20 protein-coding genes are annotated in these 24956 nt (G+C 73.1%); 9 read left to right on the top strand and 11 right to left on the bottom strand.

Features of this window, described 5'->3' with window-relative positions; translation table 11 throughout:
- Window positions 1–5 precede the first annotated feature (5 nt).
- Genes ftsW through rsmH form a run of 8 tightly spaced genes read right to left on the bottom strand, consistent with a single transcriptional unit; the run spans window position 6 to window position 10539 of the window.
- Window positions 6–1340 (bottom strand): putative lipid II flippase FtsW, encoded by a 1335-nt coding sequence (gene ftsW / locus ACIQZN_RS12835; RefSeq protein ID WP_403991541.1) that lies wholly within the window; start codon window positions 1338–1340, stop codon window positions 6–8.
- A 49-nt stretch (window positions 1341–1389) separates the two neighbouring features.
- Window positions 1390–2817 (bottom strand): UDP-N-acetylmuramoyl-L-alanine--D-glutamate ligase, encoded by a 1428-nt coding sequence (murD, locus tag ACIQZN_RS12830; RefSeq protein WP_403991645.1) that lies wholly within the window; start codon window positions 2815–2817, stop codon window positions 1390–1392.
- Window positions 2814–3884 carry a phospho-N-acetylmuramoyl-pentapeptide-transferase gene (gene mraY, locus ACIQZN_RS12825; RefSeq protein ID WP_403991538.1) on the bottom strand — a complete coding sequence of 357 codons (1071 nt, stop codon included), beginning with the start codon at window positions 3882–3884 and terminating at the stop codon, window positions 2814–2816. Before mraY ends, murD begins: the two co-directional genes overlap by 4 nt.
- Window positions 3881–5287, bottom strand: a complete 1407-nt coding sequence (gene murF / locus ACIQZN_RS12820; protein WP_403991535.1) for a UDP-N-acetylmuramoyl-tripeptide--D-alanyl-D-alanine ligase — start codon at window positions 5285–5287, stop codon at window positions 3881–3883. Before murF ends, mraY begins: the two co-directional genes overlap by 4 nt.
- Before the next feature lie 4 nt (window positions 5288–5291).
- Window positions 5292–7010, bottom strand: coding sequence for a UDP-N-acetylmuramoyl-L-alanyl-D-glutamate--2,6-diaminopimelate ligase (locus tag ACIQZN_RS12815; protein WP_403991533.1), 1719 nt, complete (start codon window positions 7008–7010; stop codon window positions 5292–5294).
- Window positions 7011–7027: 17 nt separating this feature from the next.
- Window positions 7028–9001, bottom strand: a complete 1974-nt coding sequence (locus ACIQZN_RS12810) for a peptidoglycan D,D-transpeptidase FtsI family protein (protein ID WP_403991530.1) — start codon at window positions 8999–9001, stop codon at window positions 7028–7030.
- 4 nt (window positions 9002–9005) lie between these two features.
- Window positions 9006–9533, bottom strand: a complete 528-nt coding sequence (locus ACIQZN_RS12805; protein ID WP_403991527.1) for a septum formation initiator family protein — start codon at window positions 9531–9533, stop codon at window positions 9006–9008.
- A 40-nt stretch (window positions 9534–9573) separates the two neighbouring features.
- A complete protein-coding gene (gene rsmH, locus ACIQZN_RS12800) occupies window positions 9574–10539 on the bottom strand; it encodes a 16S rRNA (cytosine(1402)-N(4))-methyltransferase RsmH (RefSeq protein ID WP_403991524.1) in 966 nt (321 codons plus the stop codon).
- 392 nt (window positions 10540–10931) lie between these two features.
- On the opposite strand from rsmH, the gene ACIQZN_RS12795 reads away from it, so the two are divergent.
- The 4 genes from ACIQZN_RS12795 (at window position 10932) to ACIQZN_RS12780 (ending at window position 16581) form a co-directional block, all read left to right on the top strand.
- On the top strand, window positions 10932–11462 hold the full coding sequence (locus ACIQZN_RS12795) for a carbonic anhydrase (RefSeq protein WP_018104445.1): 531 nt from the start codon (window positions 10932–10934) through the stop codon (window positions 11460–11462).
- Window positions 11463–11742: 280 nt separating this feature from the next.
- Window positions 11743–12792 carry an AAA family ATPase gene (locus ACIQZN_RS12790; RefSeq protein ID WP_403991521.1) on the top strand — a complete coding sequence of 350 codons (1050 nt, stop codon included), beginning with the start codon at window positions 11743–11745 and terminating at the stop codon, window positions 12790–12792.
- A complete protein-coding gene (locus ACIQZN_RS12785) occupies window positions 12792–14159 on the top strand; it encodes a DUF58 domain-containing protein (RefSeq protein WP_403991519.1) in 1368 nt (455 codons plus the stop codon). Before ACIQZN_RS12790 ends, ACIQZN_RS12785 begins: the two co-directional genes overlap by 1 nt.
- Window positions 14160–14169: 10 nt before the next feature.
- Window positions 14170–16581, top strand: coding sequence for a DUF3488 and DUF4129 domain-containing transglutaminase family protein (locus ACIQZN_RS12780; protein WP_403991516.1), 2412 nt, complete (start codon window positions 14170–14172; stop codon window positions 16579–16581).
- A 138-nt stretch (window positions 16582–16719) separates the two neighbouring features.
- On the opposite strand, the gene ACIQZN_RS12775 is transcribed toward ACIQZN_RS12780, so the two are convergent.
- The 3 genes from ACIQZN_RS12775 to ACIQZN_RS12765 all read right to left on the bottom strand — a co-directional run bounded on the left by ACIQZN_RS12775 (window position 16720) and on the right by ACIQZN_RS12765 (window position 18783).
- The gene (locus ACIQZN_RS12775) at window positions 16720–17118 is read right to left on the bottom strand and encodes a DUF3040 domain-containing protein (RefSeq protein ID WP_018104441.1); all 399 of its coding nucleotides are present in this window, start codon (window positions 17116–17118) and stop codon (window positions 16720–16722) included.
- A 281-nt stretch (window positions 17119–17399) separates the two neighbouring features.
- Window positions 17400–18158, bottom strand: coding sequence for a bifunctional 2-polyprenyl-6-hydroxyphenol methylase/3-demethylubiquinol 3-O-methyltransferase UbiG (locus ACIQZN_RS12770; protein ID WP_265544812.1), 759 nt, complete (start codon window positions 18156–18158; stop codon window positions 17400–17402).
- Window positions 18159–18255: 97 nt separating this feature from the next.
- Window positions 18256–18783 carry an SAV_6107 family HEPN domain-containing protein gene (locus tag ACIQZN_RS12765; protein WP_403991513.1) on the bottom strand — a complete coding sequence of 176 codons (528 nt, stop codon included), beginning with the start codon at window positions 18781–18783 and terminating at the stop codon, window positions 18256–18258.
- Between the two features lie 166 nt (window positions 18784–18949).
- On the opposite strand from ACIQZN_RS12765, the gene ACIQZN_RS12760 reads away from it, so the two are divergent.
- The 5 genes from ACIQZN_RS12760 (at window position 18950) to ACIQZN_RS12740 (ending at window position 24937) form a co-directional block, all read left to right on the top strand.
- Window positions 18950–19714 carry an ATP-binding cassette domain-containing protein gene (locus ACIQZN_RS12760; RefSeq protein ID WP_403991510.1) on the top strand — a complete coding sequence of 255 codons (765 nt, stop codon included), beginning with the start codon at window positions 18950–18952 and terminating at the stop codon, window positions 19712–19714.
- Window positions 19686–21773, top strand: a complete 2088-nt coding sequence (locus ACIQZN_RS12755; protein ID WP_403991508.1) for a YhgE/Pip family protein — start codon at window positions 19686–19688, stop codon at window positions 21771–21773. The genes ACIQZN_RS12760 and ACIQZN_RS12755 overlap by 29 nt, the downstream gene beginning before the upstream one ends.
- A gap of 29 nt (window positions 21774–21802) precedes the next feature.
- Complete coding sequence (locus ACIQZN_RS12750) at window positions 21803–22414, top strand: TetR/AcrR family transcriptional regulator (RefSeq protein WP_403991506.1); 612 nt, start codon at window positions 21803–21805, stop codon at window positions 22412–22414.
- Between the two features lie 346 nt (window positions 22415–22760).
- Window positions 22761–23390, top strand: coding sequence for a DUF4126 domain-containing protein (locus tag ACIQZN_RS12745; protein ID WP_403991503.1), 630 nt, complete (start codon window positions 22761–22763; stop codon window positions 23388–23390).
- A 38-nt stretch (window positions 23391–23428) separates the two neighbouring features.
- Window positions 23429–24937 (top strand): phytoene desaturase family protein, encoded by a 1509-nt coding sequence (locus tag ACIQZN_RS12740; RefSeq protein ID WP_403991500.1) that lies wholly within the window; start codon window positions 23429–23431, stop codon window positions 24935–24937.
- The last annotated feature ends 19 nt before the right edge of the window (window positions 24938–24956 follow it).

The raw sequence follows: 24956 nt of genomic DNA, 5'->3' as shown, positions 1-24956 counted from the left end.
GAATTTCACCGCTCTCCGGACGGACGCTTCTTGACGCGCCGTCTCATCGTCTTCCATCTCACCCCGGGCCTCCGCACGGCCAGGGCCGCCTTCGCGGCGGGCTCGTCCCGCGCGAACGCGATCAGCAGCCCGACGGCGAACATGGTCGGCAGCAGGGCCGACCCCCCGTAGGAGAACAGCGGGAGCGGGACACCGGCGATCGGCAGCAGGCCGAGCACCGCACCGATGTTGATCACGGCCTGCGCCGTGATCCAGGTGGTCACACCTCCCGCTGCGTACCTCACGAAGGGGTCCTCCGTGCGTCCGGCCACGCGGATACCCGCATAGCCTAGAGCCGCGAAGAGGGCGAGCACCGACAGCGTCCCCGCCAGCCCCAGTTCCTCCCCGGTGATGGCGAAGATGAAGTCGGTGTGGGGTTCGGGAAGTTGGCCCCATTTTTCCACACTCGCACCGAGGCCGGAACCGAACCATCCGCCTGACGCCAGAGCATAGATGCCGTGCACGGCCTGCCAGCAGGAGCCTCCGGGCCCCGGCTCGCTGGCCCCCATGCAGTCCAGCCTGGACATGCGGTTGGGGCTGGTCTTGATCAGCAGGAATCCGATGAGCCCGGCGGTGGCGAGCACGCCGGCGAACAGCCGGGTGGGCGCCCCGGCCAGCCAGAGCAGGCCGAACAGGATGGCCGTGAGAATGATCGCAGTGCCCATGTCGCCGCCGAGCATGATGAGCCCGAGCAGCATGAAGGCGACCGGCACCAGCGGGACCAGCATGTGCTTCCACTGGGTCAGCAGCCGCTTGTCCTGTTTACGGGCGAGCAGATCGGCCCCCCACAGCACGAGCGCCAGCTTGCCGAACTCGCTGGGCTGGAGCTGGAAGGGCCCGCCCAGATAGAGCCAGTTGCGGTTGCCGTTCACCGACATCCCTATCCCCGGCACCTGGACCAGGACCATCAGGAAGACGGCGCCCATGAGCAGCGGGTAGGACAGCGCGCGGTGCAGTTTCACCGGCATCCGGGCGGCGGCCGCCATCAGCCCGGCCCCGATCACGGCGGCCAGGAACTGCTTGCGGAAGAAGTAGGTGCCGGGCTTGCCGAGCTCCAGCGCCTTGATCATCGAGGCGGAGTAGACCATCACCAGGCCGAGCACGGTGATCAGCAGTCCGGCGCCCAGGATCACGTAGTACGCCGTCAGCGGGCGGTCCCAGGCCCGCCGGGCCCGCTCGTACACCCGCCGTACTCCGCCGCCGCGCGGGCTGCGGGGGCTGCCGGTGCTCCGGGCCCGCACCGACGCGGGCCGCCGGGCCTTGGCAGCGGGCCTTACCCGCACGCTCTCTTCGGCCGGCATGTCCCTGTCCCCTCCACTGCTCGTGCCCGGGGCGCGGCGGCCGGGCCCGTCAGACGCTCTCGGCGGCGCGTGCGCGGACGGCGTCCGCGAATGCCTCGCCCCGCTTGTTGTAGTTGACGAACATGTCCATGGAGGCGCAGGCCGGGGCCATCAGTACGGTGTCTCCCGGCCGGGCGAGCCGTGCGGCTTCGCGGACCGCCTCGGACATCGCCCCAGTGTCGGTCCGGTCGAGGTCGACCACCGGTACCTCGGGGGCGTGTCGCGCGAGGGCTTCGCGGATCAGCGCCCGGTCCGCGCCCATGAGCACGACGCCCCGCAGCCGCTTGGCGCAGCCGGTCACCAGCTCGTCGAAGGTGGCGCCCTTGGCGAGGCCGCCGGCGATCCAGACGATGGAGTCGTAGGCGGCGAGCGAGGCTTCGGCGGCGTGCGTGTTGGTGGCCTTGGAATCGTCCACGTACGCGACCCCGGCCACGTCCGCGACGTGCTCGATGCGGTGCGGGTCGGGGCGGAAGTTCCGCAGCCCGTCCCGCACGGCGGCGGGCTCGACGCCGTAGGCCCGGGCCAGCGCCGCTGCGGCCAGGGCGTTCGCGATGTTGTGCGGGGCCGGCGGGTTGACGTCCGCGACCTCGGCCAGCTCCTGGGCCTGCTTCTGGCGGTTCTGCACGAACGCCCGGTCGACCAGGATGCCGTCCACCACGCCGAGTTGCGAGGGCCCCGGCGTACCGATGGTGAAGCCGATGGCGCGGCAGCCCTCCTCGACGTCGGCCTCGCGCACCAGGTCCTCGGTGGCCGGGTCGGCCGCGTTGTACACGCAGGCGACGCGGTTGCCCTCGTAGATCCGGCCCTTGTCGGCGGCGTACGCCTCCATGGAGCCGTGCCAGTCGAGGTGGTCGGGGGCCAGGTTGAGCACGGCGGCGGAGTGGGCGCGCAGCGAGGGCGCCCAGTGCAGCTGGTAGCTGGAGAGTTCGACGGCGAGTACGTCGTACGTCTCCTCGCCGAGGACGGCGTCCAGCAGGGAGACGCCGATGTTGCCGACGGCGGCGGTGCGCAGCCCGGCCGCCTCCAGGATGGAGGCGAGCATCCGTACCGTCGTGGTCTTGCCGTTGGTACCGGTGACCGCGAGCCAGGGCGCCGGCTCCCGGCCGTCCTGACCCCGCAGCCGCCAGGCGAGTTCGACGTCGCCCCAGACCGGGACGCCCGCCTCGGCGGCCGCGGCGAACAGCGGCTTGCCGGGCTTCCAGCCGGGGGCGGTGACGATCAGCTCGGTGGACTCGGGCAGGGTGTCGCCGTCGCCGAGGCGCACGGCGATGCCCTGCGCCTCCAGCTCGGCGGCCTGGGCGCGGGAGCGCTCGTCGTCGCCGTCGTTGACCACGGTGACGACGGCGCCGAGGCCGTGCAGGACCCGGGCCGCCGGGATCCCGGAGACCCCGAGGCCGGCGACCGTGACGTGCTTGCCCTGCCAGTCCACGTTGCTCACTTCTTGGCTGCCCATCCTGCGTAGAAGAGGCCGAGTCCGACGATCACGCACATGCCCTGGATGATCCAGAAGCGGACCACCACAAGGACTTCGGACCACCCCTTGAGTTCGAAGTGGTGCTGGAGCGGGGCCATGCGGAAGACGCGCTTGCCGGTCATCTTGAACGAGCCGACCTGGATGACGACGGACATCGTGATCATCACGAAGAGGCCACCGAGGACGGCCATCAGGAATTCGGTGCGGGAGCAGATCGCGAGGCCGGCGAGCGCGCCGCCGAGGGCGAGCGAGCCGGTGTCCCCCATGAAGATCTTGGCCGGCGAGGTGTTCCACCACAGGAAGCCGAAGCACGAGCCCATCAGCGCGGAGGCCACGACCGCGAGGTCGAGTGGGTCGCGCACTTCGAAACAGGCGCTCGGGTTCGTGAGGGTGCCGGCGTTGGCGCAGGACTCCTGGAACTGCCAGAGCCCGATGAAGGTGTACGCGCCGAAGACCATCACCGACGCGCCGGTGGCCAGGCCGTCCAGACCGTCCGTCAGGTTCACGCCGTTGGACATGGCGAGGATCATGAACAGCGCCCAGACGACGAAGAGCACCGGGCCGATCGACCAGCCGAAGTCCTCGACGAAGGAGAGCTTGTCGGACGCCGGGGTGTTGCCGCGGGCGTCGGCGAACTGGAGCGAGAGCACCGCGAAGGCGATCCCGACTATCAGCTGGCCGGCCATCTTCGCCTTGGCGCGCAGACCGAGCGAGCGCTGCTTGACGATCTTGATGTAGTCGTCGAGGAAGCCGACGAGTCCCATGCCGGCCATCAGGAAGAGGACCAGCACACCGGAGAAGCGCATCTCCTCGCCGGTGATCACCTTCGCCAGGACGTACGCGATGAGCGTCGCCAGGATGAAGGCGATGCCGCCCATCGTGGGCGTGCCCTTCTTGGACCCGTGGGTACGCGGGCCGTCGTCGCGGATGAACTGCCCGTATCCCTTTCGGGCCAGGAGCTTGATCAGCAGCGGCGTGCCGACCAGGGTCAGGAAGAGCCCGATGGCTCCCGCGAAGAGGATCTGCCTCATCGGCCCGCGACCTCGCCCTCGGTCGCGTTCTCCAGCAGTGCTGTGACGACCTGTTCGAGGCCGACCGACCGGGACGCCTTCACCAGCACCACGTCTCCCGGGCGCAGTTCCCTGCGCAACAGGTCGACGGCAGCCTGTGCGTCGGACACGTGCACCGACTCCTCACCCCACGAACCCTCGTTGTATGCGCCCAGTTGCAGCCAGGAGGCTTCTCTGCCCCCGACCGCGACGAGCTTGCTGACGTTGAGTCGGACGGCGAGCCGTCCGACCGCGTCGTGCTCGGCGAGCGAGGCGTCGCCGAGCTCGGCCATCAGGCCGAGCACCGCCCACGTACGACGCCCCTTCCCCATGGCGGCCAGCGCGCGGAGCGCTGCCTTCATGGATTCGGGGTTGGCGTTGTAGGCGTCATTGACGAACGTCACGCCGTCCGGACGCTCGGTGACCTCCATGCGCCAGCGGGAGAGGGTGCCCGCCTCGGAGAGCCCTTCGGCGATCTCGTCTGCGGACAGGCCCAGCTCATGGGCGACGGCGGCCGCGGCGAGCGCGTTCGACACGTGGTGCTCACCGTACAGGCGCATGGTCACCTCGCTGCACCCGGTGGGTGTTCGGAGGCGGAACGCGGGGCGTCCGTCGTCGGTGAGGTGCACGTCTTCGCCCCGTACGTCCGCATCCGCGCCCTCGCCGAAGAGGACGACGCGGGCCTTGGTACGGGAGGACATGGCGCGCACGAGAGGGTCGTCGGCGTTGAGCACGGCGATGCCGTCCTCGGGGAGCGACTCGACCATCTCGCCCTTGGCCTGGGCGATCTGCTCCTTGCCGCCGAACTCGCCGATGTGCGCGCTGCCGACGTTGAGCACGAGGCCGATGCGCGGCGGGACGAGTCCGGTGAGGTAGCGGATGTCCCCGATGTAACGGGCGCCCATTTCGAGGACGAGGTGCTTGGTCTCGTCGGTGGCGCGCAGCGCGGTGAGCGGCAGGCCGATCTCGTTGTTGAGGTTGCCCTCCGGGTAGACGGTGGGCCCCTTGCGCTCCAGGAGTTGGGCGATGAGGTCCTTGGTGGAGGTCTTGCCCGCGGAGCCGGTGAGGGCGACGACGGTGGCGCCGAGGCGGCCCACGACGGCGCGGGAGAGCGCCCCGAGGGCGGCCACGACGTCGTCCACGACGATCGCGGGCACGCCGACGGGGCGGGTGGCCAGGACGAGGGCCGCGCCCGCCTCGACGGCGCGCTCGGCGTAGTCGTGGCCGTCGGCCCGTTCGCCGGCGAAGGCGACGAAGAGGCTGCCGGGGGTCACCTTGCGGGAGTCGATGACGACGGGCCCGCTGACGGTTACTGACGGATCCGGTATGTCGTGCGTCTGCCCGCCGACGATTTCGGCGATCTCGGCGAGGGAAAGGGCGATCACTTGGTCATCCCTGACTGTTGTTCTCGTGGTGGGAGGCACGGGGTCCGGCGCCTTCGTGCCCCAGGGAGCGCTCGATGGCCTCGCGCAGGACGATCCGGTCGTCGAAGGGGCGGACGACGCCGTGGACGTCCTGGCCCTGCTCGTGGCCCTTGCCGGCGACGAGCACGGTGTCGCCGGGCTCGGCCCGGGCCACCGCGGCGGCGACGGCCGCGGCGCGGTCGGCGTCGACCAGGACGTCGCCGCGCTCGTGGACGGGCACTTCGGCGGCGCCCGCGAGCATGGCGGCGAGGATGCCGAGGGGGTCCTCGGAGCGGGGGTTGTCGGAGGTCAGTACGGCGGTGTCGGCGAGCCGGGCCGCCGCCGCGCCCATCGGGCCGCGCTTGGTGGTGTCGCGGTCGCCGCCGCAGCCGAGGACGATGTGCACCCTGCCCTTGGTGACCTTGCGCAGGGACCGCAGCACGGACTCGACGGCGTCGGTCTTGTGCGCGTAGTCGACCAGGGCGAGGTAGGGCTGTCCGGCGTCGATCCGCTCCAGCCGGCCGGGCACCCCGGGGACGGTAGCGATGCCGTCCGCCGCGGTCTGCGGGTCGATGCCGGCGACGGCGAGGGCGACGATCGCGGCCAGTGTGTTGGCGACGTTGAACGGGCCGGGCAGCGGGGCCTTGGCGGTGGCCCGTTCGCCGTTCGGCCCGACGACGGTGAAGCCGGAGCCGAGCTGGCCGACGACGACGTCCTCGGCGCGCCAGTCGGCGTCCGGGTGGCCCTCGGCGGAGAAGGTCGTGATGGGCACCGTCGCCTCGGTGACGAGCCTGCGGCCGTACTCGTCGTCGTAGTTGACGACGCCGCACTTGCTGCGGCGCGGGGTGAAGAGCTGGGCCTTGGCCTGGAAATAGTCCTCCATGCCGGAGTGGAACTCCATGTGCTCCGGGCTGAGGTTGTTGAAGACGGCGACGTCGAACACGCAACCGTCGACCCGGCCGAGGACCAGCGCGTGGCTGGAGACCTCCATGGTGACGGCGTCGGCGCCGCGTTCGCGCATGACGGCGAACAGGGCCTGGAGATCGGTGGCTTCGGGCGTGGTGCGTTCGGACTTGATGCGCTCGTCGCCGATCCGCATCTCCACCGTGCCGATGAGCCCGGTGGCGCGTCCGGCGCCGCGGAAGCCGCCCTCGACCAGGTAGGCGGTGGTGGTCTTCCCGGAGGTGCCGGTGATGCCGATCTGGAGGAGGCCGGTGCCGGGGTGGCCGTAGATCTCGGCGGCGAGTTCGCCCATCCGGGCGCGCGGGTTCTCGGTGACCAGGACCGGCACGCCGGTGGCCCGGGCGCGGTCGGCGCCGGAGGGGTCGGTGAGGATCGCCGCGGCGCCGAGGCCGGCCGCCTGGGTGGCGAAGTCGGCGCCGTGCAGGCGGGCGCCGGGCAGGGCCGCGTACAGGTCTCCGGGGCGCACCGCACGGGAGTCGTGGGTGATGCCGGTGATGTCGCCGGTGCCCGGCGGTTCAAGTCCGAGCCGCTCTGCCAGCGTGACCAGGGAGGTGGGCCGCAGGCGGTCCGGGCGAGGCGCTCCCGGGTAGTTCACAGGCGCGTCCTTCTGGGTCGTTCGGGACTGTTCGGCGTGGGGCACGGCGGTGAGCGTACCGGGCTCACCCGGCCTCTCGCGAAGTGAGGGGCCCGGCGAGCGGAGGTTCTCGCTCCGGTTCCCGGGATCGGGGGTGATGGTGGTCACTGGTGGTCTCCGCGCGTTCACTCGCCGGTTCCGAAGAACACCGGCAGCTTGGCCGGCTCACGGCCGGACGGGGGTGTCTGGAGCGTCTTGAGGGCGAATTCCATGACCTGCTTGTAGATGGGCCCGCAGGTCTGGCCGCCGAAGTGGCTGCCCTTGGTGGGGTTCTGGATCGCGCAGTAGACGGTGACCTGGGGGTCGTCGGCGGGCGCGAAACCGGCGAAGGACGCGGTGTAGCCGTGGTAGCCGCCGCGCACCGGGTCGACGCGGTTGGCGGTGCCGGTCTTGCCCGCGACCCGGTAGCCGGGGATCTGGGCCTTGGTGCCGGTGCCCTCCTGGTCGGAGACCACCGATTCGAGCATGCCGGCGAGCGTCTTCGCGGTCTTCTCGCTGACCACGCGCGTCTGCTCGGGCGCCTCGGCCGGGGCGAAGCGGCCGTCCGGGCCCCTGGTGCCGCGTACGAGCGTCGGCTGGATCCGTACGCCGCCGTTGGCGATGGTCGAGTAGATCGAGGCGGCCTGCATGGCGTTGAGGGAGAGTCCCTGGCCGAACGGGATCGTGTACTGCTGCGAGGTGGACCAGTCCTGCGGCTTGGCGAGGAGGCCGGGCGTCTCGCCGGGGTAGTCGAGCCCGGTGGGCGATCCGATGCCGAATTTCCTCAGATAGGAGTACAGCACCTTGTTCGCCTGGGCCTGCGTCTTGCCCAGCTGGCCGGTGGCCATGATGGTGCCGATGTTGCTGGACTTGGCGAGCACGCCGTTGAGCGTGAGCTGCCAGGTGGCGTGGTCGACGTCGTCCTTGAAGAGGCGGTCGCCCCGGTGCAGCCGGTTGGGGACCGTGACGTGCGTGAGGGGTGTGGCGGCGCCCTCTTCGAGAACGGCGGCCATGGACATCACCTTGCTGGTGGAGCCGGGCTCGTAGACGTCCTGGAGGGCCGCGTTGCCGAGCGAGGCGGCGTCGGCCTGCGAGAGGTCGTTGGGGTCGAAGCCGGGGGCGTTGGCCATGGCGAGGACCTCGCCGGTGCGGGTGTTCTGCACGATGACGTAACCGCGGTCGGCCTTGGACTTCGACACCTGCTCGGAGATGGCCTTCTGGGCGGCCCACTGGATGTCGCGGTCGATGGTCAGCTCGATGTCGGAGCCGGGGACCGCGGGGACCTCCTTGGTGCCCGCGGTGGGCACCCTGCGGCCGCCGGACTGGGCGTACTTGATGGTGCCGTCCTCGCCCGCGAGCTCCTTGTTCAGCTGGGATTCGAGGCCGCCTGCGCCCTTGCCCTCGGCGTTGACGTAACCCAGTATCCCGGCGGCCAGGGTGCCGTTGGGGTAGACCCGCTTGGTGGTGGCCTCCTGGAAGACGCCCGCCAGTACGTTGGCGCCGGGCCCGCCGGCCGCCTTGTCCTTGGCGGCCTTCTCGGCGAAGGCGGACTTGAGGTCCTTGATCTGCTTCCAGACCTGCGGGGTCTGCCTGCGCGCCAGGACCGCGTACCGGCTCCTGGGCTTGGAGAGCTTCTTGACCAGACCGTCCGCGTCGACGCCGAGGATCGGCGCGAGCAGGGCGGCGGCCTGCTGGGGGGCGTCGGGCGCCTTGCTGTCGGCCGGCGTGAACATCTTCGGGTCGGCCGTGATGTCGTACGCGTCCACGCTGGTGGCCAGCGCGATGCCGCTGCGGTCGGTGATCTCCCCGCGCTCGGCGGCGACCGTGTAGCTCAGGTAGCGGTTGGTCTCGGCCTTCGCGGCGTACGCGTGCGCGTCGACGGCCTGGACCTGGAGGAGCCGTACGACGAACGCGATCATGACGAGCGTCAGGGCGAGGCTGACCAGCCGCAGCCGGGGGCGGGGGCTGCCCAGCCGCAGCGGCCGCCGGGAGCGGGCGCGCTGCGCGGCGGGCGACGGCCGCCGGCGCTGCGGGGGGCGGGGGCGGGCGGGCGCCGGGGAGGCGTTACGGGGACGCGCGGGGCCGGGTACCCGGCGGCGCGGCGGTTCCTTGGGGGGCACTGCGTCACCTGCCGGGGCTCGTGGAGGGCTGGGCTGCCGGTGTGCCGGAGGGCGTGGGCCCGGTGGGCCCGGGCGCCGGAGTGACGGCGGCCGGGGCGGCGGGGGTGGGCGTCGGCGTGGGTGTCGGCGTCGGCGTGCTCGGCGGGGGCGCGACGACCGGGGCCGGAGCGGCCTTGGACGGGACGCCCCGGACCTTGCCGTCCGGGTCGAGGAAGGCGGGGCTGCCGCCGGGGACCATGCCCAGCTCACGGGCGCGGCGGGCCAGGGCGTCGGGCTCGAAGGAGGCGTCGACGTCGTGCTGGAGGGCCTGCTGCTCGTCGGTGAGTTCGGTGGTCCGCTTCTTCAGCTCGCTCAGCTCGAAGGAGCCTTCGTTGAGCGCGGAGTTGAGCAGCAGCAGCGTGATCAGGCCGCCGCCGAGGAGCACCACGACCAGCAGGACGAACGGGGTCCGGGCGGCGGAGCTCGGCCCGGCGGGCATCAGCCGGGTGAGCCGTGCGACGCGTCCTTGCCGCTGCCCGGCCGGTTTGCTCACCGCGCCGCTCCGTCCCCGGCGCGCGCGGCGGTCCGCCGGCTCACCGCTCTTCCTCGCGGATGCGCTGGGCGCCGCGCAGCCGGGCGGGGGCGGCGCGCCGGTTCTCGGCGACCTCCTCCTCGGTGGGGAGTTCGGCGCCCCGGGTGAGGAGCTTCAGCCGGGGCTGGTAGCGCTCGGGGACGACGGGCAGGCCGGGCGGGGCGGTGTTGGCGGCGCCCGCCGCGAGGACCTGCTTCACGAGCCGGTCCTCCAGGGACTGGTACGAGAGGACCGCGATGCGCCCGCCGACGGCGAGGGCGGCGACGGCGGCCGGAATGGCGCGCTCCAGGACGGTGAGCTCCCCGTTGACCTCGATGCGCAGGGCCTGGAAGGTGCGCTTGGCCGGGTTGCCTCCGGTGCGCATGGCGGCCTGCGGCAGGGCCTCGCGGATGAGCTCGACCAGCCGGGCGCTGTTGGTGAACGGCTCCTTCTCGCGCTCGCGCACGACGGCGGAGACGATGCGCTTGGCCTGCTTCTCCTCGCCGTACGCGCGCAGGATGCGCACCAGTTCGCCCGGGGGGTAGGTGTTGAGGACCTCGGCGGCGCTCACGCCGGTCGTCTGGTCCATGCGCATGTCGAGCGGTGCGTCGCGGGCGTAGGCGAAGCCCCGGTCGGACTCGTCCAGCTGCATCGAGGAGACGCCGAGGTCGAACAGGATGCCCTGCACCTTGGGGATGCCGAGCCGGTCGAGCACCTCGGGCAGTTCGTCGTAGACGGCGTGCACCAGGGTCGCGCGGTCGCCGTAGGGGGCGAGCCGTTCGCCGGAGAGGCGCAGGGCCTCCTTGTCCCGGTCGAGGGCGATCAGCCGGGCGGTGGGGAAGGCGGAGAGCAGCGCCTCGCTGTGGCCGCCGAGGCCGAGGGTGCAGTCGACCACCACGGGGGGCTGCGGGCCGGGGGTCTCCAGAGCCGGTGCCAACAGGTCCAGGCATCGCTGGAGCATCACCGGGACGTGTCGGGTCTGGCTCATGCGCCCTCTCAGGCTCAGCTCCCGGGTGGCGGGACGTACGGCCTGGTCCCCGCCCGCTCGCGAAGGGGAGGTCCGCCGGCGCCGGGGAAGGGGCGTCAGCCGACCGGCGAGCGGGAGAGGGCCGGGCCGTACGTACGCCGCGCACACGGGTAAAAGTTCGAAATGTGCAGGGTGTCGGTAACTTCCCGTCACTTTAGTCCACCCTGCCACTCGATCGATTCCCGATCAATCAACCCGACAGCGCGTCGGCCGTCGCGCGTTCACCCGCACGGGTGGCCGGAGGCGGGCTCGTGGAGACGGGCTTGTGGATTACCTCACAACAAGCACTGTTGACGTTTTTTGTCCGCTTCCCTCTCGCCCGGGGGCGGGTGGTGCGGGCTAACGTCTTGAGTATGTCGACTTCCGCGCACTCCCCCGCCTCCAGCCCCACCGTCACCGACCGCCTGGTCGAGGCGAACGGCCGTTACGCAGCAGACTTCAAGGACCCCGGCATGGACGCCAAGCCGGTGCTCCAGGTCGCCGTGGTCGCCTGCATGGACGCCCGCCTCGACCTGCACAAGGCCCTCGGCCTCTCGCTGGGCGACTGCCATACCATCCGCAACGCGGGCGGTGTGGTCACCGACGACGTCATCCGGTCGCTGGCGATCAGTCAGCGGGCGCTCGGCACCCGCAGCATCGTCCTGATCCACCACACGGGCTGCGGCATGGAGTCGATCACGGAGGACTTCCGCCAGGAGCTGGAGCACGAGGTCGGGCAGCGGCCGTCCTGGGCCGTCGAGGCGTACACCGACGCCGACCAGGATGTGCGGCAGTCGATGCAGCGGGCCCGCACCTCGCCGTTCCTCAAGCACACCGACGACGTGCGCGGTTTTGTCTTCGACGTGACCACCGGCAAGCTGCGCGAGGTCCTGCCCGCCTCCTGACCGAAGGTCCGAGTGGTCCTGACCGAAGGTCCGACCGACACCGGACCACCACGTTCCGGTGACGAAATCATCACCCAATCCGACATATCGCCCCCTGTTGTCCACAGGCGAGTGACACGAAGCGGTAACGGCAACAAGAATGCGTGAGTGACACCCCGCAGGACGCCGTCCGGCGCGGTGTCCGCAATTCGGGGTGGGCCGGGCCGCACGAGGGCGCCGGCCCGTGACTGGGGAATCCCCTGCTCCTGGTGAGCGTGGGGCGGGGCCGAGGAGGGCCGGGGTGACGACCTATGACGATCGAGCGAGCCTCACAGATCTGACCACCACCGTTGATCGGGTGCGCAGGTCGATGGAGGCCGTGATCGAGGGCAAGCCCGAGGTCGTGCGGCTCTCGCTGACCGTGCTGCTCGCGGAGGGGCACCTCCTGATCGAGGACGTGCCGGGCGTGGGCAAGACCATGCTGGCCAAGGCGCTGGCCCGGTCCGTCGACTGCTCGGTGCGGCGCATCCAGTTCACGCCCGACCTGCTGCCCTCGGACATCACCGGTGTGTCCATATACGACCAGCAGCGCCGGGACTTCGAGTTCAAGCCCGGCGCGATCTTCGCGCAGGTCGTGATCGGCGACGAGATCAACCGCGCCTCCCCGAAGACCCAGTCCGCGCTGCTGGAGTCGATGGAGGAGCGACAGGTCACCATCGACGGGCACACCTACGAGCTGCCCGACCCCTTCATGGTCGTGGCGACGCAGAACCCGGTGGAGATGGAGGGCACGTATCCGCTGCCCGAGGCCCAGCGCGACCGGTTCATGGCCCGGGTGTCGATCGGCTATCCCAGCGCGGAGGCCGAGCTGCGGATGCTCGATGTGCACGGCGGGCTCTCGCCGCTCGACGACCTCCAGCCCGTGGCGCACGCGCACGAGATCGTGAAGCTGATCGAAACGGTGCGCGCGGTCCACGTCGCCGAGGCCGTCCGCAGATACGCGGTCCAGCTCGTCTCGGCCACCCGCGGCCACCCCGACCTCCGGCTCGGCGCCTCGCCGCGCGCCACGCTGCACCTGCTGCGCGCCGCCAAGGCGTCCGCCGCGCTGGCCGGCCGCGACTACTGCCTGCCGGACGACGTGCAGGCCCTGGCCGTCGCGGTGCTCGCCCACCGGCTGCTGCCCACCGCCCAGGCCCAGCTCAACCGCCGCACCGCCGAGCAGGTGGTGCTGGAGATCCTTCAGCAGACCCCGGTGCCCACGGCCTCGGGCGGCTCCGGCCCCCAGGCTCCCGCGTATCCGGCGGGCCCGGCGTACGGCGGCCCGCAGCAGCCCGGCGCGCGGCGTCCGTGATGGCCGCGTCGGGGCCCGTCGCGGTGGACGGCGACGCGAAGGGCGGGCTGCGGGCCGCGTTCAGCGGCCTGACGACCCGTGGCCGGTCCTTCCTCGCGGCCGGGATCGCGGCGGCGGTCTGCGCCTATGTGCTGGGCCAGGGCGACCTGCTGCGGGTCGGGCTGCTGCTCGCCGTGCTGCCGCTGGTCTCCGTGTCGGTGCTCCACCGGACCCGCTACCGGGTCACGGGCACCCGCAGGCTCTCCCCCTCGCGCGTCCCGGCCGGCTCCGAGGCCCGCGTCCACCTGCGCATGGACAACGTCTCGCGGCTGCCCACGGGGCTGCTGATGCTCCAGGACCGGGTGCCGTACGTGCTCGGGCCGCGGCCCCGCTTCGTGCTGGACCGGGTGGAGGCGGGCGGCCGCCGCGAGGTGTCCTACCGGGTCCGGTCCGACCTGCGCGGGCGCTATCCGCTCGGCCCGCTGCAACTGCGGCTGAGCGACCCCTTCGGCATGTGCGAGCTGACCCGCTCGTTCAGCGCCTACGACACCCTGGTCGTGGTCCCCCGCACCGAACCGCTGCCCCCCGTGCCGCTGGCCGGCGAGTCCTCCGGATACGGCGAGGGTCGCCAGCGGTCCCTGGCGCTGGCCGGTGACGACGACGTGATCCCGCGCGGTTACCGCTACGGGGACGATCTGCGCCGGGTCCACTGGCGTTCCACCGCGCGCTACGGGGAGCTGATGGTGCGCCGCGAGGAGCAGCCGCAGCGCGCCCGGTGCACGGTCCTGCTGGACACCCGCCGGACCGCCTACCGGGGGACGGGGCCGGACTCCGCGTTCGAGTGGGCCGTCTCCGGGGCGGCGTCCGCGCTGGTGCACATGCTGGAGCGCGGCTTCGCGGTCCGGCTGCTGACCGACGCGGGGAACGCGGTGCCGGGCGAGGGCGAGGGCGGTTTCGCCGGTGCCACGCAGGCCACCGCGGACGCGGCGGGGCTGATGATGGACACCCTCGCGGAGATCGGGCACTCCGACGGCGGGGGCCTCTCCCGCGCCCACGACGTGCTGCGCGGGGGCGGCGAGGGCCTGCTGATCGCCTTCCTCGGCGATCTGGACGAGGAGCAGACGGGTATGGCCGCCCGGATGCGGCAGCGCAGCGGCGGGGCCGTGGCCTTCGTCCTGGACAGCGCCGCCTGGGTGAACGGCGAGACGCCCGCCGGCCGGGAGGCGGCGGAGCGGCGGCTGCGGCAGCTGCGCGAGTCGGGGTGGACGGTGGTGCCGGTGGAGCCCGGCGCACGGCTGGCCGAGCTGTGGCGGCTGGCGGGCCGGCAGGGTGCGGTGGCCGGCTCCGGCGCCGCGGCCGGTCCGGCGGGATTCGGGAGTCGGTCATGAGGGGGCGGACATGAGCGGTCGGGGGAGGCTGGCGCTGGCCGCCTTCGCGGCGACGCTGATGGCGTCCTGTTCGATGCTGCCGCTGGTGGACCCGGTGAGCTGGATCGTGCAGGCGGCGTTCCTGCTGGCCGTGCAGTGCGGGGTGGGGGTGCTGGGCCGCCGGGTGCCGTTGCCCCGGCTGCTGACGGCCGCCGCGCAGGCGCTGGTCATGGTGGTGCTGCTGACCGTGGCGTTCGCCCGGGAGCAGGCGGTGGCGGGCGTGCTGCCCGGACCGCAGGCCGTGCGACAGCTCGTGGACCTGCTGACGGTCGGCGGGGAGGACGTCGGGCGGTACGCGATCCCGGCGCCGGCGACCCCGGGCATCCGGCTGATGCTGGTGGGCGGTGTCCTGCTGGTCGGTCTTCTGGTGGACACGCTGGCGGTGACGTTCCGCAGCGCCGCGCCCGCCGGGTTGCCGCTGCTGGCGCTGTATTCGGTGGCCGCCGGGCTGACGGAGGGCGGCGCGGGCTGGCTGTGGTTCCTCCTGGCCGCCTGCGGCTATCTGCTGCTCCTGCTGGCCGAGGGGCGCGACCGGCTCTCCCAGTGGGGCCGGGTCTTCGCGGGGGCCGCGCGGCCCCGGGGTTCGTCCGCCGGGCTCGACACCACGGGCGGCGGCCGGGCGCTGGCCCCGGTGCGCACGGGGCGCCGGATCGGGGCGGTGGCCCTCGGGATCGCGCTCGTCGTGCCCGCGGCGCTGCCGGCGCTCGACGGCGGCCTGCTGGCCGGTGCGGGCGGCGGGGGCGGCAAGGGGCGCGGGGGCGGCACGATCTCCGCGGTGAACCCGCTGGTCTCGCTCCAGGACAACCTGAACCAGCCGGAGAACCGGCAGGTGCTGTCGTACCGCACCGACGCGAGCAGTCCGAGCGACTTCTATCTGCGCATCCTGGCCCTGGACCAGTTCAACGGGAACGAGTGGCGTGCCTCGACGCGCGGGCTCCAGGACGTGCCGAAGCGGCTGCCGACCCCGGCCGGTCTCTCCTCGTCCGTCGCGGTCGCGGAGATCAGGTCGACCGTCTCGGCGTCGGCCTCCTACAAGCAGACGTATCTGCCGCTGCCCTATCCGGCGTCCGAGGTGCGGGTCGGCGGCCGGTGGCGCTTCGAGCCGGAGGGACGCACCCTCGTCGGTGACGACGGGGAGACCACCGGCGGCGCGCAGTACACGGTGACCAGCCTCGATGTGCAGCCGACGTCCGATCAGCTCGCCCGCGCGGGCGCGGTGCCGCCGGACCTCCTGCGCGAGTACACGCAGGTGCCCGATTCGCTGCCGAAGGTGGTCGCGCGGACGGCCGACGAGGTCACGAAGGGGGCCGCCAACTCGTACGAGCGGGCGGTGAAGCTCCAGGACTACTTCTCCACCGACGGCGGGTTCAGGTACGACACCTCGGTCGACTCCGGTACGGGCAGCGCGGCGATCGCCCGTTTCCTGAAGGACAAGCAGGGCTTCTGCGTCCACTTCTCGTTCACGATGGCGGCGATGGCCCGGACGCTGGGCATCCCGGCCCGGGTCGCGGTGGGCTTCACACCGGGCAGCGCGCAGGCGGACGGTTCGTACTCGGTGGGTCTGCGCGACGCGCACGCCTGGCCCGAGCTGTACTTCGAGGGGATCGGCTGGACGCGCTTCGAGCCGACGCCGACGCGGGGCTCCGTCCCGTCGTACACCCTGCCCGACGCGCCGACCGGTGACACGGCGGACCCGGCCCGGCCGGAGGCGGACGCCTCGGCGCCGGTCGCGGCCACGCCGTCCGCGTCGGAGAGCTGCCCCGCGCAGATGCGCAAGCAGGGTGAGTGCGGGCAGTCGGCCGCGCCCGGTGCCGCCGCGCCGACGGACCCGGGGACGCCGACGGGGACCGTGCTGGGCGTGGCCGCCGCGGTGCTGCTCGTCCTGTTGCTGCCCCTGCTGCCGATGTTCTGGCGGCTGCGGGCGCGGGCCCGCCGCCTGGGTTCCTCGGGCGGCCGCACCCCCGCCGACGCGACCGCGCGGACCCTGGCGGTGTGGCGGGAGGTCACCGACACGGCGTGGGACCACGGCATTCCGCCGGACGAGGCGCTGACCCCGCGCCGGGCCGCCGAGCGGCTGGTACGTCTGGGCCGGCTGGACACGGAGGCGGCGGACGCGGTGCACCGGGTCGCGGGAGCGGTGGAGCAGGTGCTCTACGCCCCCGAGCCGCGCCCGGCGTCGGGCCTCGCCGAGGACGCGCGGGCGGTACGGACCGGTCTGGGCCTGTCGGCCGGCCGCCCGGTCCGCCTCCGCGCGCTCCTCGCCCCCCGCTCGTCCGTCCGGGTGGCCTGGGCCCTGTCCAGGCGCCGGGCGGCCCTGTCCGCCCGCTTCCGCCTGCCACCCCGCCCGGCGTGGACCCGCCGCCCGTCCCGCCAGGAGAGCTGAGGGGGCCGCGGGCGGCGTGGGGTCTTTCGGGGCCCGGGGCCTGCGGGCGCCCCGTTCCTACGCGTGAAGGGGCGGCCGCCCACCTGGCGGCCGCCCCTTCAGCTGAAGCGTTCTGTGTCTACTGGCCCTGCTCGTCGTCTACTGGCCCTGCTCGTCGCGGCGGCGCTGCCACCGCTGTTCGATCCGGTTCATCACGGACCGGCGCTGGCGGGACTGCCTGCGGTCACCCGCGCCACCCGTGCGCACCGACTGCTGTTCGCCCGGCTTGGGCGCCTTGCGCCATCCCGTGACCGCGAGCACCGCGCAGCCCAGCATGACGAGGAAGCCCACCACGCTGATCCAGATCTGCTGAGCGACCATTCCGGCCATGAGGAGCGCGATACCCACCAGAAAGCCAGCGATCGCCTGGTAGACCCGTCGCCGGGTGTACGTACGCAGCCCACTTCCCTCGAGCGCTGTCGCGAACTTGGGATCTTCGGCGTACAGCGCTCGCTCCATTTGCTCGAGCATTCGCTGCTCGTGCTCCGAGAGCGGCACGGAGTCCTCCTCGTCGTCGGCCGCGGGGGGCGGCCGGTATGCGGCCCTTCCAGGATAGGCAGGGAATCGCCCCGGTGAAACCCGCCCTCATTGCCAAACAGCCAGTCCGGGCCGCCACGGCGGCTCGGTTGTTGAGTTGATTCCCCAACCTCCGATCCGTCATGCCGGATGGTGTCCCCCGATCATACGGGGCCGGAGCGCCGAACGGGGCGGTCGGTGCGTACTCCGTCTGCCGCTGCGTCGCTGATCAGCCGCGCTCCCGCCGGTAACCCCCCGGGGGTTCAGCCCCGCTTGGTGCCGAGGACGTGCAGCTGGGTGGCCACGGAGTGGAAGGCGGGCAGTTCGGCGGCGGCGGCCTCCAGCCGGAGCAGGGCCTCCATCGCGCCCGGCTCGGTGTCCACCAGGACCCCGGGGACGAGGTCGGCGAAGACCCGGACCCCGTGCACGGCGCCCACCTCGACATCGGCGGCCGTGACCAGCTCGGTCAGCTGCTCCGCGGTGTACCGCCGGGGCATCGGGTCCCCGTCGCCCCACCGGCCCTCCGGGTCGCCCAGCGCGTGCCGCGCCTCGTTGAAGTGGCCGGCCAGGGCGCGGGCCAGGACGGCGCCGCCGAGACCGGCGGCGAGGAGGCTCAGCGCCCCGGCCGGACGGAGGGCCTCCACCGCGTGCCGGACGCCCTCGGCGGGATCGTCCACGTACTCCAGGACGCCGTGGCAGAGCACCGCGTCGTAGCCCCCGCGCTCGACCACGTCGAACAGGCCGAGGATGTCGCCCTGCACCCCGTGCACCCGGTCGGCGACCCCGGCCTCGGCGGCGCGGCGCTCCAGCGCGAAGAGCGCGTTGGGGCTGGGGTCGACGACGGTGACCCGGTGGCCGAGCCGGGCGGCGGGCACCGCGAAGTTGCCCGTGCCGCCGCCGGTGTCCAGCACGTCCAGGGCGTCCCGGCCGGTCGCCTTGACCCGGCGGTCGAGGGCGTCCTTCAGGACCTCCCAGACCACGGCGGTACGGAGGGAGGCACGGGGGCGCAGCGGGTCCGACACGGCAGTTGACTCCTCGGCACGGGCCGCCCGGGGGCGGAGCGTGAACAGCGCAGGTAACAGGTACCGCCCACCCTATTGCCTGGAGCCGCCCACGCGGTCACCCCGCGTCGGGCCGCTCCCCGCGCGGCTGCGGCAGCACCGGATGGAGCGCGAGCAGCCGCTCCACGAGGCGCAGGAACATGGCGGCGTCGCGCAGCAGATCGTCGGCCTGCCGCCGGCTGGCCGCCCCGGGTATGCCCGCCTCGGCGCGGGCCCGCCGGGCGGCGCCGGAGGCGAAGAGGGCGCTCCACTCGGCGAGTTCGGGTGCCAGCTCCGGAAGGATCTCCCAGGCGCTGCGGATCGGCTCCCGGCGCCGGCGCGGGGGCTCGGGGCGGGCCCGGGCGGCGAGGACGGCGGCCGCGGTGCGCAGGGCGGCGAGGTGGGCGGTGGCGTACCGCTCGTTGGGCACGGAGAGGACAGCTGCCTCGTCCAGGCCGGCGCGGGCCTGGGTGAGGAGATCGAGGGCGGCGGGCGGTGCGGTGGTGCGCCGGACGACGGGGTGGACATCGCGGGCCGGGCCGGTCGGTGAGGGAGCAGGGCCGTCTGCGCGGCGTCGCGGGGCGGCGGCTGCGGACGAGTGGGCCATGACAGAACCTCCTGTCTCGGTGACGACTCTGTGGCCGTCTGTATCCATCGTGACCGCCCCCACTGACAATTAACCTCTGCGCCGCCCTGACCTGGCCTTTTGCTTCGATCGCAAGTTCGGGCTACTTTTTGAACTGACCAGTCAGTTCAAATGAGGGGTGGGGTGCGTGGAGAGTCCGCACGGGGCGGCCGTCACCGCCGAGGACCTGGGCCTGGAAGGGCCGCGCGGCTGGGCCTTCAGGGGCGTGAGCTTCCGCGCGGAGCCCGGCGCCCTGATCGCCGTCGAGGGCCCGTCCGGCTCCGGCCGCACCTGCCTTCTGCTCGCTCTCACCGGCCGCATGCGCCCCACCGAGGGCGAGGCCGCGACCGCCGGTCTCGCCCTGCCGCGCCGGGCCGCCGCCGTCCGCCGCCTCGCGGCCCTGGGCCCGGTGCCCGGGGTCAGCGAGCTGGACCCGGCGTTCACGGTCGCCGAGCACCTGCGCGAACGGGCCCTGCTCCTGCGCCGCTACGACGGCTCCCCGCGCGCCCTGCTGCGCCGGCCCCGTGAGCGGGCCGCCGCCGCCCGCGCCCGGATCGACGCCGCCCTGGAAGCCGCCGGGCTCGACCCCGCCACGCTGCCCAAGGCCGAGCGCACCGCCGTACGGGACCTGGAGCGGACCGAGGCGCTGCGGCTGTCCGTGGCCCTCGCGCTCATGGGCCGGCCCCGGCTGCTCGCGGTGGACGACACCGATCTGAAGCTGTCCGACGACGAGCGGGCCGAGGTCTGGGAACTGCTGCGCTCCGTGGCCGCCGCCGGCACCACCGTCCTGGCCGTCTGCAGCGAGGCCCCCGAGGGCGCCGTCACCGTACGCACGGGCACCGCCCCGGAAACCCACGCCACCACGCACGAGGAGGAACCGGCCGATGCGTTCGCCGAGACTGGCCGCGCTTGAGCTGAGGCGCTTCGGAAGGGGCCGGCTGCCGCGCGCCGCCCTCGCCGCACTCCTGCTGCTCCCCCTGCTCTACGGCGCCCTGTACCTGTGGTCCTTCTGGGACCCGTACGGACGCCTGGACCGCATCCCGGTCGCCCTGGTCAACGACGACAAGGGCGCCACCGCCGACGGCAAGCGCCTGGCTGCCGGGGACCAGATCACCGGCAAGCTCCTCGACTCGAAGACCTTCGACTGGCACGAGGTGAGCGCCGAGGAGGCGGACCGGGGCGTCGAGGACGGCAGGTACTACCTCTCGCTGCGCATGCCCGCCGACTTCAGCGCGCGCATCGCCTCCAGCGCCGGTGACTCCCCCGAGACCGGCGCGCTCCAGGTGCGTACCAACGACGCGAACAACTACATCGTCGGGCAGATATCCCGGACGGTGTTCTCCGAGGTCCGCACGGCCGCGTCCGCCAACGCCTCGCGCGGGTTCCTCGACCGGATCTTCATCAGCTTCTCCGATCTGCACGACGAGACGGCGAAGGCGGCCAAGGGCGCGGCCGACCTCAGGGACGGGACCGGCAAGGCGAAGAAGGGCTCGAAGGACCTCGCGGACGGGCTGAAGGACGCCAAGAAGGGCAGCGGCAAGCTGGCCGGCGGGATCGTGAAGCTCGACAAGGGCGCGGGCGACCTGGAGACCGGTTCGCGCCAGGTCGCCGACGGCACCCAGCTCCTCGCCGACAAGGTCAACGGGGTCGCCGCCGACGTGCGCCCGTTCCTGAAGGACAACGGCAGGACCATCGGCGACACCGCCCGGCTGGTCGCCGACTCGTCGAAGACCGTACGGGACAATCTGGACCTGCTCGTGAAGGCGGCGCCCACCGCCGCCACCGCCGCGCACACCGCCGCCGACGACCTCACCGCGATCCACCGCACCCGCTGCACCGAGCAGCCGGTCCCCGACCCCACCGTCTGCCCGCCGCTCAAGCGGGCCGTGACGGCGGCGGACGACGTCGCCGCCGTGGCCGACGATGTGAACGCCCTGGTCAAGAACCAGAACGGGGACCTGAAGAAACTCCGCACCCAGCTGACCACGCTGGAGAAACAGGCGAAGGAACTCGCCGCGCGCTCCCCGCACCTGGACGAGGACCTGGAAGCCGCGGTCAAGAAGATCAACGCGCTGAACACCGGCGCGCACAAGGTCGCCACCGGCGCGGACCGGCTGCACACCGGGCTGGGCACCGCGAAGACCGGCTCGTCCGACCTGGACACGGGCGTCGGCAAGCTCAAGAAGGGCGCCACCAGTCTCGACCAGGGGCTGGTCCGTCTGAAGGACGGGTCCACCACGCTCGCCCAGGGGCTCGGCGACGGCGTCGACAAGATCCCCGACTACGGGAAGAAGGACCGCGACGCCCGTACGGAGGTCATGGCCGACCCCGTACGGCTGGCCTCGCAGTCGCTGCACGCCGCCCCGAACTACGGCACGGGCTTCGCGCCCTACTTCATCCCGCTCTCCCTCTGGGTCGGCGCGATGGTGGCGTACATGCTGATCCAGCCGCTCAGCCGGCGTGCCCTGGCCGCCGGGGCACCGGCCCGGCGGATCGCCCTCGCGGGCTGGCTGCCGGTGGCCGGGATCGGGCTGCTCCAGACGGCCGCGCTGATGTCCGTCCTGCACTGGGGCCCCGGCCTGGACATGGCGCACACCGCCGGGACACTCGGCTTCCTGGCACTGGTCACCTGCTGCTTCGCGGCGATCGTGCAGTGGCTGAACGCCTGCTTCGGCGCGGCCGGGCGCATCCTCGTCCTCGCACTGCTGATGCTCCAGCTGACCTCGGCCGGCGGCACCTACCCCGTACAGACCAGTCCCGGCTTCTTCAACGCCATCCACCCGTACCTGCCGATGAGCTACGTCGTGGAGGGGCTGCGCCGGCTCATCACGGGCGGCGGGCTCGGCCCGGTCTGGCAGGGCTGCGCGGTGCTCGTGGCCTTCACCGCCGGGGCGCTCGCGCTGACCGCCCTGTCGGCCCGCCGCAAGCAGATGTGGACACTGGAGCGGCTGCATCCGGAGCTGAGCCTGTGACCGTGCCGGGACCTGTGAGAATCAGGTCCATGGAAAGCAGTAGCAGCGCGCGCCGCCAGGCCACCCGGCAGAGGCTCTACGAAGCAGCCGTCACCCTCATCGCCGAGAAGGGCTTCTCGGCGACCACGGTGGACGAGATCGCCGACCGGGCCGGGGTCGCCAAGGGCACGGTCTACTACAACTTCAAGAGCAAGACCGAGCTCTTCGAGGAGCTGCTGCGCCACGGCGTCGGGCTCCTCACCTCCTCGCTGCGCGCGGCGGCCGAGGCGACCGGCGCCCGAGGCGGCAGCCGGGTCGAGGCGCTGGACGCCATGATCCGGGCCGGTCTGGTCTTCATCGACCGCTATCCGGCCTTCACCCAGCTGTACGTGGCCGAGCTCTGGCGCACCAACCGCGCCTGGCAGTCCACGCTGCTGGTGGTGCGCCAGGAGGCGGTCGCCGTGGTGGAGGGCGTCATCGCGGAGGGCGTGGCGCGCGGCGAGCTGAGCGAGGAGATCGACGTGCCGCTGACGGCGGCGGCGCTCGTCGGAATGGTGCTGGTGGCGGCGCTGGACTGGCAGGCGTTCCAGCCGGAGCGCTCGATCGACGATGTGCACTCGGCGCTGTCCCTGCTGCTGCGCGGCCGCGTCAGCGGGCACTGAACACCCCGTACGCACGAAGGCGCCGGTCGCGCGTGGCCCGTCCCCCGAGCCCGCCCGACCGGCGCCTTCCGTGCTGCCGGAGGACCGTCCCCCGTGACCCCGTGTCCCCCGTGGTCCCGAAGTCCTCCGCCGCGCACCCCCGTTCGGAAGGGAGCTGCCACCCCGCCCCGCCGCCCCGTGCCGGCGGTGGCGGGGCGGCGCCCCTTCCGTGGTCACCCACTCTGCCGTTCCGGCAGGTCACGGCCCATCCGTGCGGCTACTCATCCCGCGCTCTGAGTACGCGTACTCAGAGCCGGGTTTCCCGCGCCCTGCCGGAGGGCCGGACCCGCTGGCTACGATCGCCTGCGTGTCGGTACTCCCTCTGGTGTTCACAAGCGGCTGGGCGAGCGGGATCAACGCGTACGCGGTGGTCCTCCTGCTCGGCATATTCGGCGCGACCGGTGTCAGCGACGAGGTGCCCGCCTCGTTGCAGCGCACCGACGTGCTCGTCGTCGTCGCGGTCCTCTTCCTCTGCGAGGCAATCGCCGACAAGGTCCCCTATGTCGATACCGCGTGGGACGCGGTGCACACGGTCGTCAGGCCGGTGGCGGGCGCGGTGGTCGCGGCGCTGCTGGCCGGCGAGAGCGGTTCGCTCCCGGAGATCGCGGCCGGTGCCATCGGGGGCTCGACCGCCCTGGTGAGCCATCTGGTGAAGGCCGGGACGCGGATGGCGGTCAACACCTCCCCCGAGCCGTTCAGCAACATCGCGCTGAGCGCCGCCGAGGACCTGGGCGTCGCGGGGGTCGTCACCTTCGCGATCTTCCATCCGTGGATCGCCGCCACCCTCGCCGGGACGCTCCTGGTGGTGGGTCTCGCCCTCGTGATCTTCCTGGCCTCCCGCATCCGCCGGTTCTGGCGCCGCAGGGCTCAGCGCCGCGAGGAGAAGCGCCGCGGGCAGCAGCCCGTCCTCCCCTCGCCCAACCCTCCCTGGGGCTGACGGCGGGGCTGTCGGTGGCGGCCGTTAAGGTCGCCTGCATGGCACGAATTGCGGTGATCGGCGCCGGGATGGGCGCGATGGCGGCGGCGGCCCGGCTGGCCGTGGCAGGCCACCGGGTGACGGTGTACGAGCGGTCCCGGACGTACGGCGGCTCGCTCGGGCAGTACGCGGAGGACGGCTTCACGTTCGACACCGGCCCCGGGCTCCTCCACCTTCCCGCGGTCTACCGCGACCTGTTCGTGAAGACCGGCAAGGAGCCGCTGGAGCGGCGCGTCACGCTGACGCAGGTGGATCCGGCGAGCCGGCACCTCTTCGCGGACGGCACCTCCGTGTCCCTGCCGAACGCCTCGCGCGCCGGGACCGTCGCCGCCCTGGACACCGCGCTCGGCGGTGGCGCCGGAGCGACGTGGGGGGCGTTCCTCGACCGGGCCAGGGACGCCTGGGACCGCTCGCGGCGGCCGCTCCTGGAGGAGCCCCTGCGCCCCGACTGGCAGGTCCTGGGCCGTGATCCGTATCCGGCCGAGGAGCGCCGGCGGCTGCTGCGCCCGGCGCGGCGGGCCGGGACGGTGGCGGAGGTCGGCGCCTGGGAGCTGGCGGACCCCCGGCTCGCGGCCCTCCTCGACGGATACGCCCTCGGGTACGGCCTGGACCCCTCGCGCGCCCCGGCGGGCGCGGCCCTCCTGCCGTACATGGAGGAGACGTTCGGCACCTGGTACGTGAGCGGCGGCATGCGGGCGCTGGCCCGGGCGGTGTACGAGCGGTGCCTGGCCCGGAAGGTGGAGTTCGTCTTCGGCGCCGAGGTGGCCCGGGTCGTGGAGAAGGACGGCCGGGCGGCGGGCGTGGAGCTGGCTGACGGGACGGTAGCGGAGGCCGCTCATGTGGTGCTGGGGGTCCGGCCGTGGCCCGGTCTGGTGCCGGGTCAGGAGCTGTGGGCGGACGGGGATGTGACGGTGCGTGCGGACGGGGCGGGGGCCGGCCGGTTCGTGGTGATGCTGTCGCTGCGCGGCGGGCGGCCCGCGGACGCCGTGCACCGGACCGTGGTGCACCCGGCGGACGGGGCGGCCGAGCGCGAGGCGGTGTTCGGGGGCCGGCTCGCCGCGCACCCGACGGTGACCGTGCTGCGCCCCGACGATCCGTCGACCCGCCCCGACGCGGAGCACGAGGCGGTGACGCTGGTGGCGACGGTGGCCCCGCACGGCCCGGTGGACTGGACGGACGAGGCGCTGCGGGCCCGGTTCGTGGAGACGCTGACCGGGGCGGCGGGCGCGGCGGTGCCGGGGCTGCGGGAGCGGGTGCTGCGGACGAGGGTGCGGACGCCCGCCGAGACCGCCGCGGACACGGGTGCCGAGGGCGGTGCGGTGCCACCGCCGGCGCTGGGCGGTGCCGGGGGCGCGTTCCTGCACCCCGCCAACCGGACCCGGCTGCCGGGGCTGTTGCTGGCCGGCGGCTGGTCGCATCCGGGCGGTGGACTGGCGCACGCGGGCATGTCCGGGGCGCTGGTCGCGGGGACCGTGGTGGAGGGGGAGGACTTCCGCGGCTCGCGGTGAGCGGGGCGGGGGCCGGGAC

It is taken from the genome of Streptomyces sp. NPDC097595 (assembly GCF_044761525.1).
GTDB lineage: Bacteria > Actinomycetota > Actinomycetes > Streptomycetales > Streptomycetaceae > Streptomyces > Streptomyces drozdowiczii_A.
This window is presented reverse-complemented; position numbering and strand designations above follow the sequence as displayed.

What these genes read in the sequence shown, in the direction of transcription:
- ACIQZN_RS12795 (WP_018104445.1), top strand. Translation starts at nt 10,932, where the DNA reads ATGTCGACTTCCGCGCACTCCCCCGCCTCCAGCCCCACCGTCACCGAC.
- rsmH (WP_403991524.1), bottom strand. Translation starts at nt 10,539, where the DNA reads ATGAGCCAGACCCGACACGTCCCGGTGATGCTCCAGCGATGCCTGGAC.
- ACIQZN_RS12785 (WP_403991519.1), top strand. Translation starts at nt 12,792, where the DNA reads ATGGCCGCGTCGGGGCCCGTCGCGGTGGACGGCGACGCGAAGGGCGGG.
- ACIQZN_RS12755 (WP_403991508.1), top strand. Translation starts at nt 19,686, where the DNA reads ATGCGTTCGCCGAGACTGGCCGCGCTTGAGCTGAGGCGCTTCGGAAGG.
- mraY (WP_403991538.1), bottom strand. Translation starts at nt 3,884, where the DNA reads ATGAGGCAGATCCTCTTCGCGGGAGCCATCGGGCTCTTCCTGACCCTG.
- ACIQZN_RS12765 (WP_403991513.1), bottom strand. Translation starts at nt 18,783, where the DNA reads ATGGCCCACTCGTCCGCAGCCGCCGCCCCGCGACGCCGCGCAGACGGC.
- ACIQZN_RS12780 (WP_403991516.1), top strand. Translation starts at nt 14,170, where the DNA reads ATGAGCGGTCGGGGGAGGCTGGCGCTGGCCGCCTTCGCGGCGACGCTG.
- ACIQZN_RS12740 (WP_403991500.1), top strand. Translation starts at nt 23,429, where the DNA reads ATGGCACGAATTGCGGTGATCGGCGCCGGGATGGGCGCGATGGCGGCG.
- ACIQZN_RS12750 (WP_403991506.1), top strand. Translation starts at nt 21,803, where the DNA reads ATGGAAAGCAGTAGCAGCGCGCGCCGCCAGGCCACCCGGCAGAGGCTC.
- ftsW (WP_403991541.1), bottom strand. Translation starts at nt 1,340, where the DNA reads ATGCCGGCCGAAGAGAGCGTGCGGGTAAGGCCCGCTGCCAAGGCCCGG.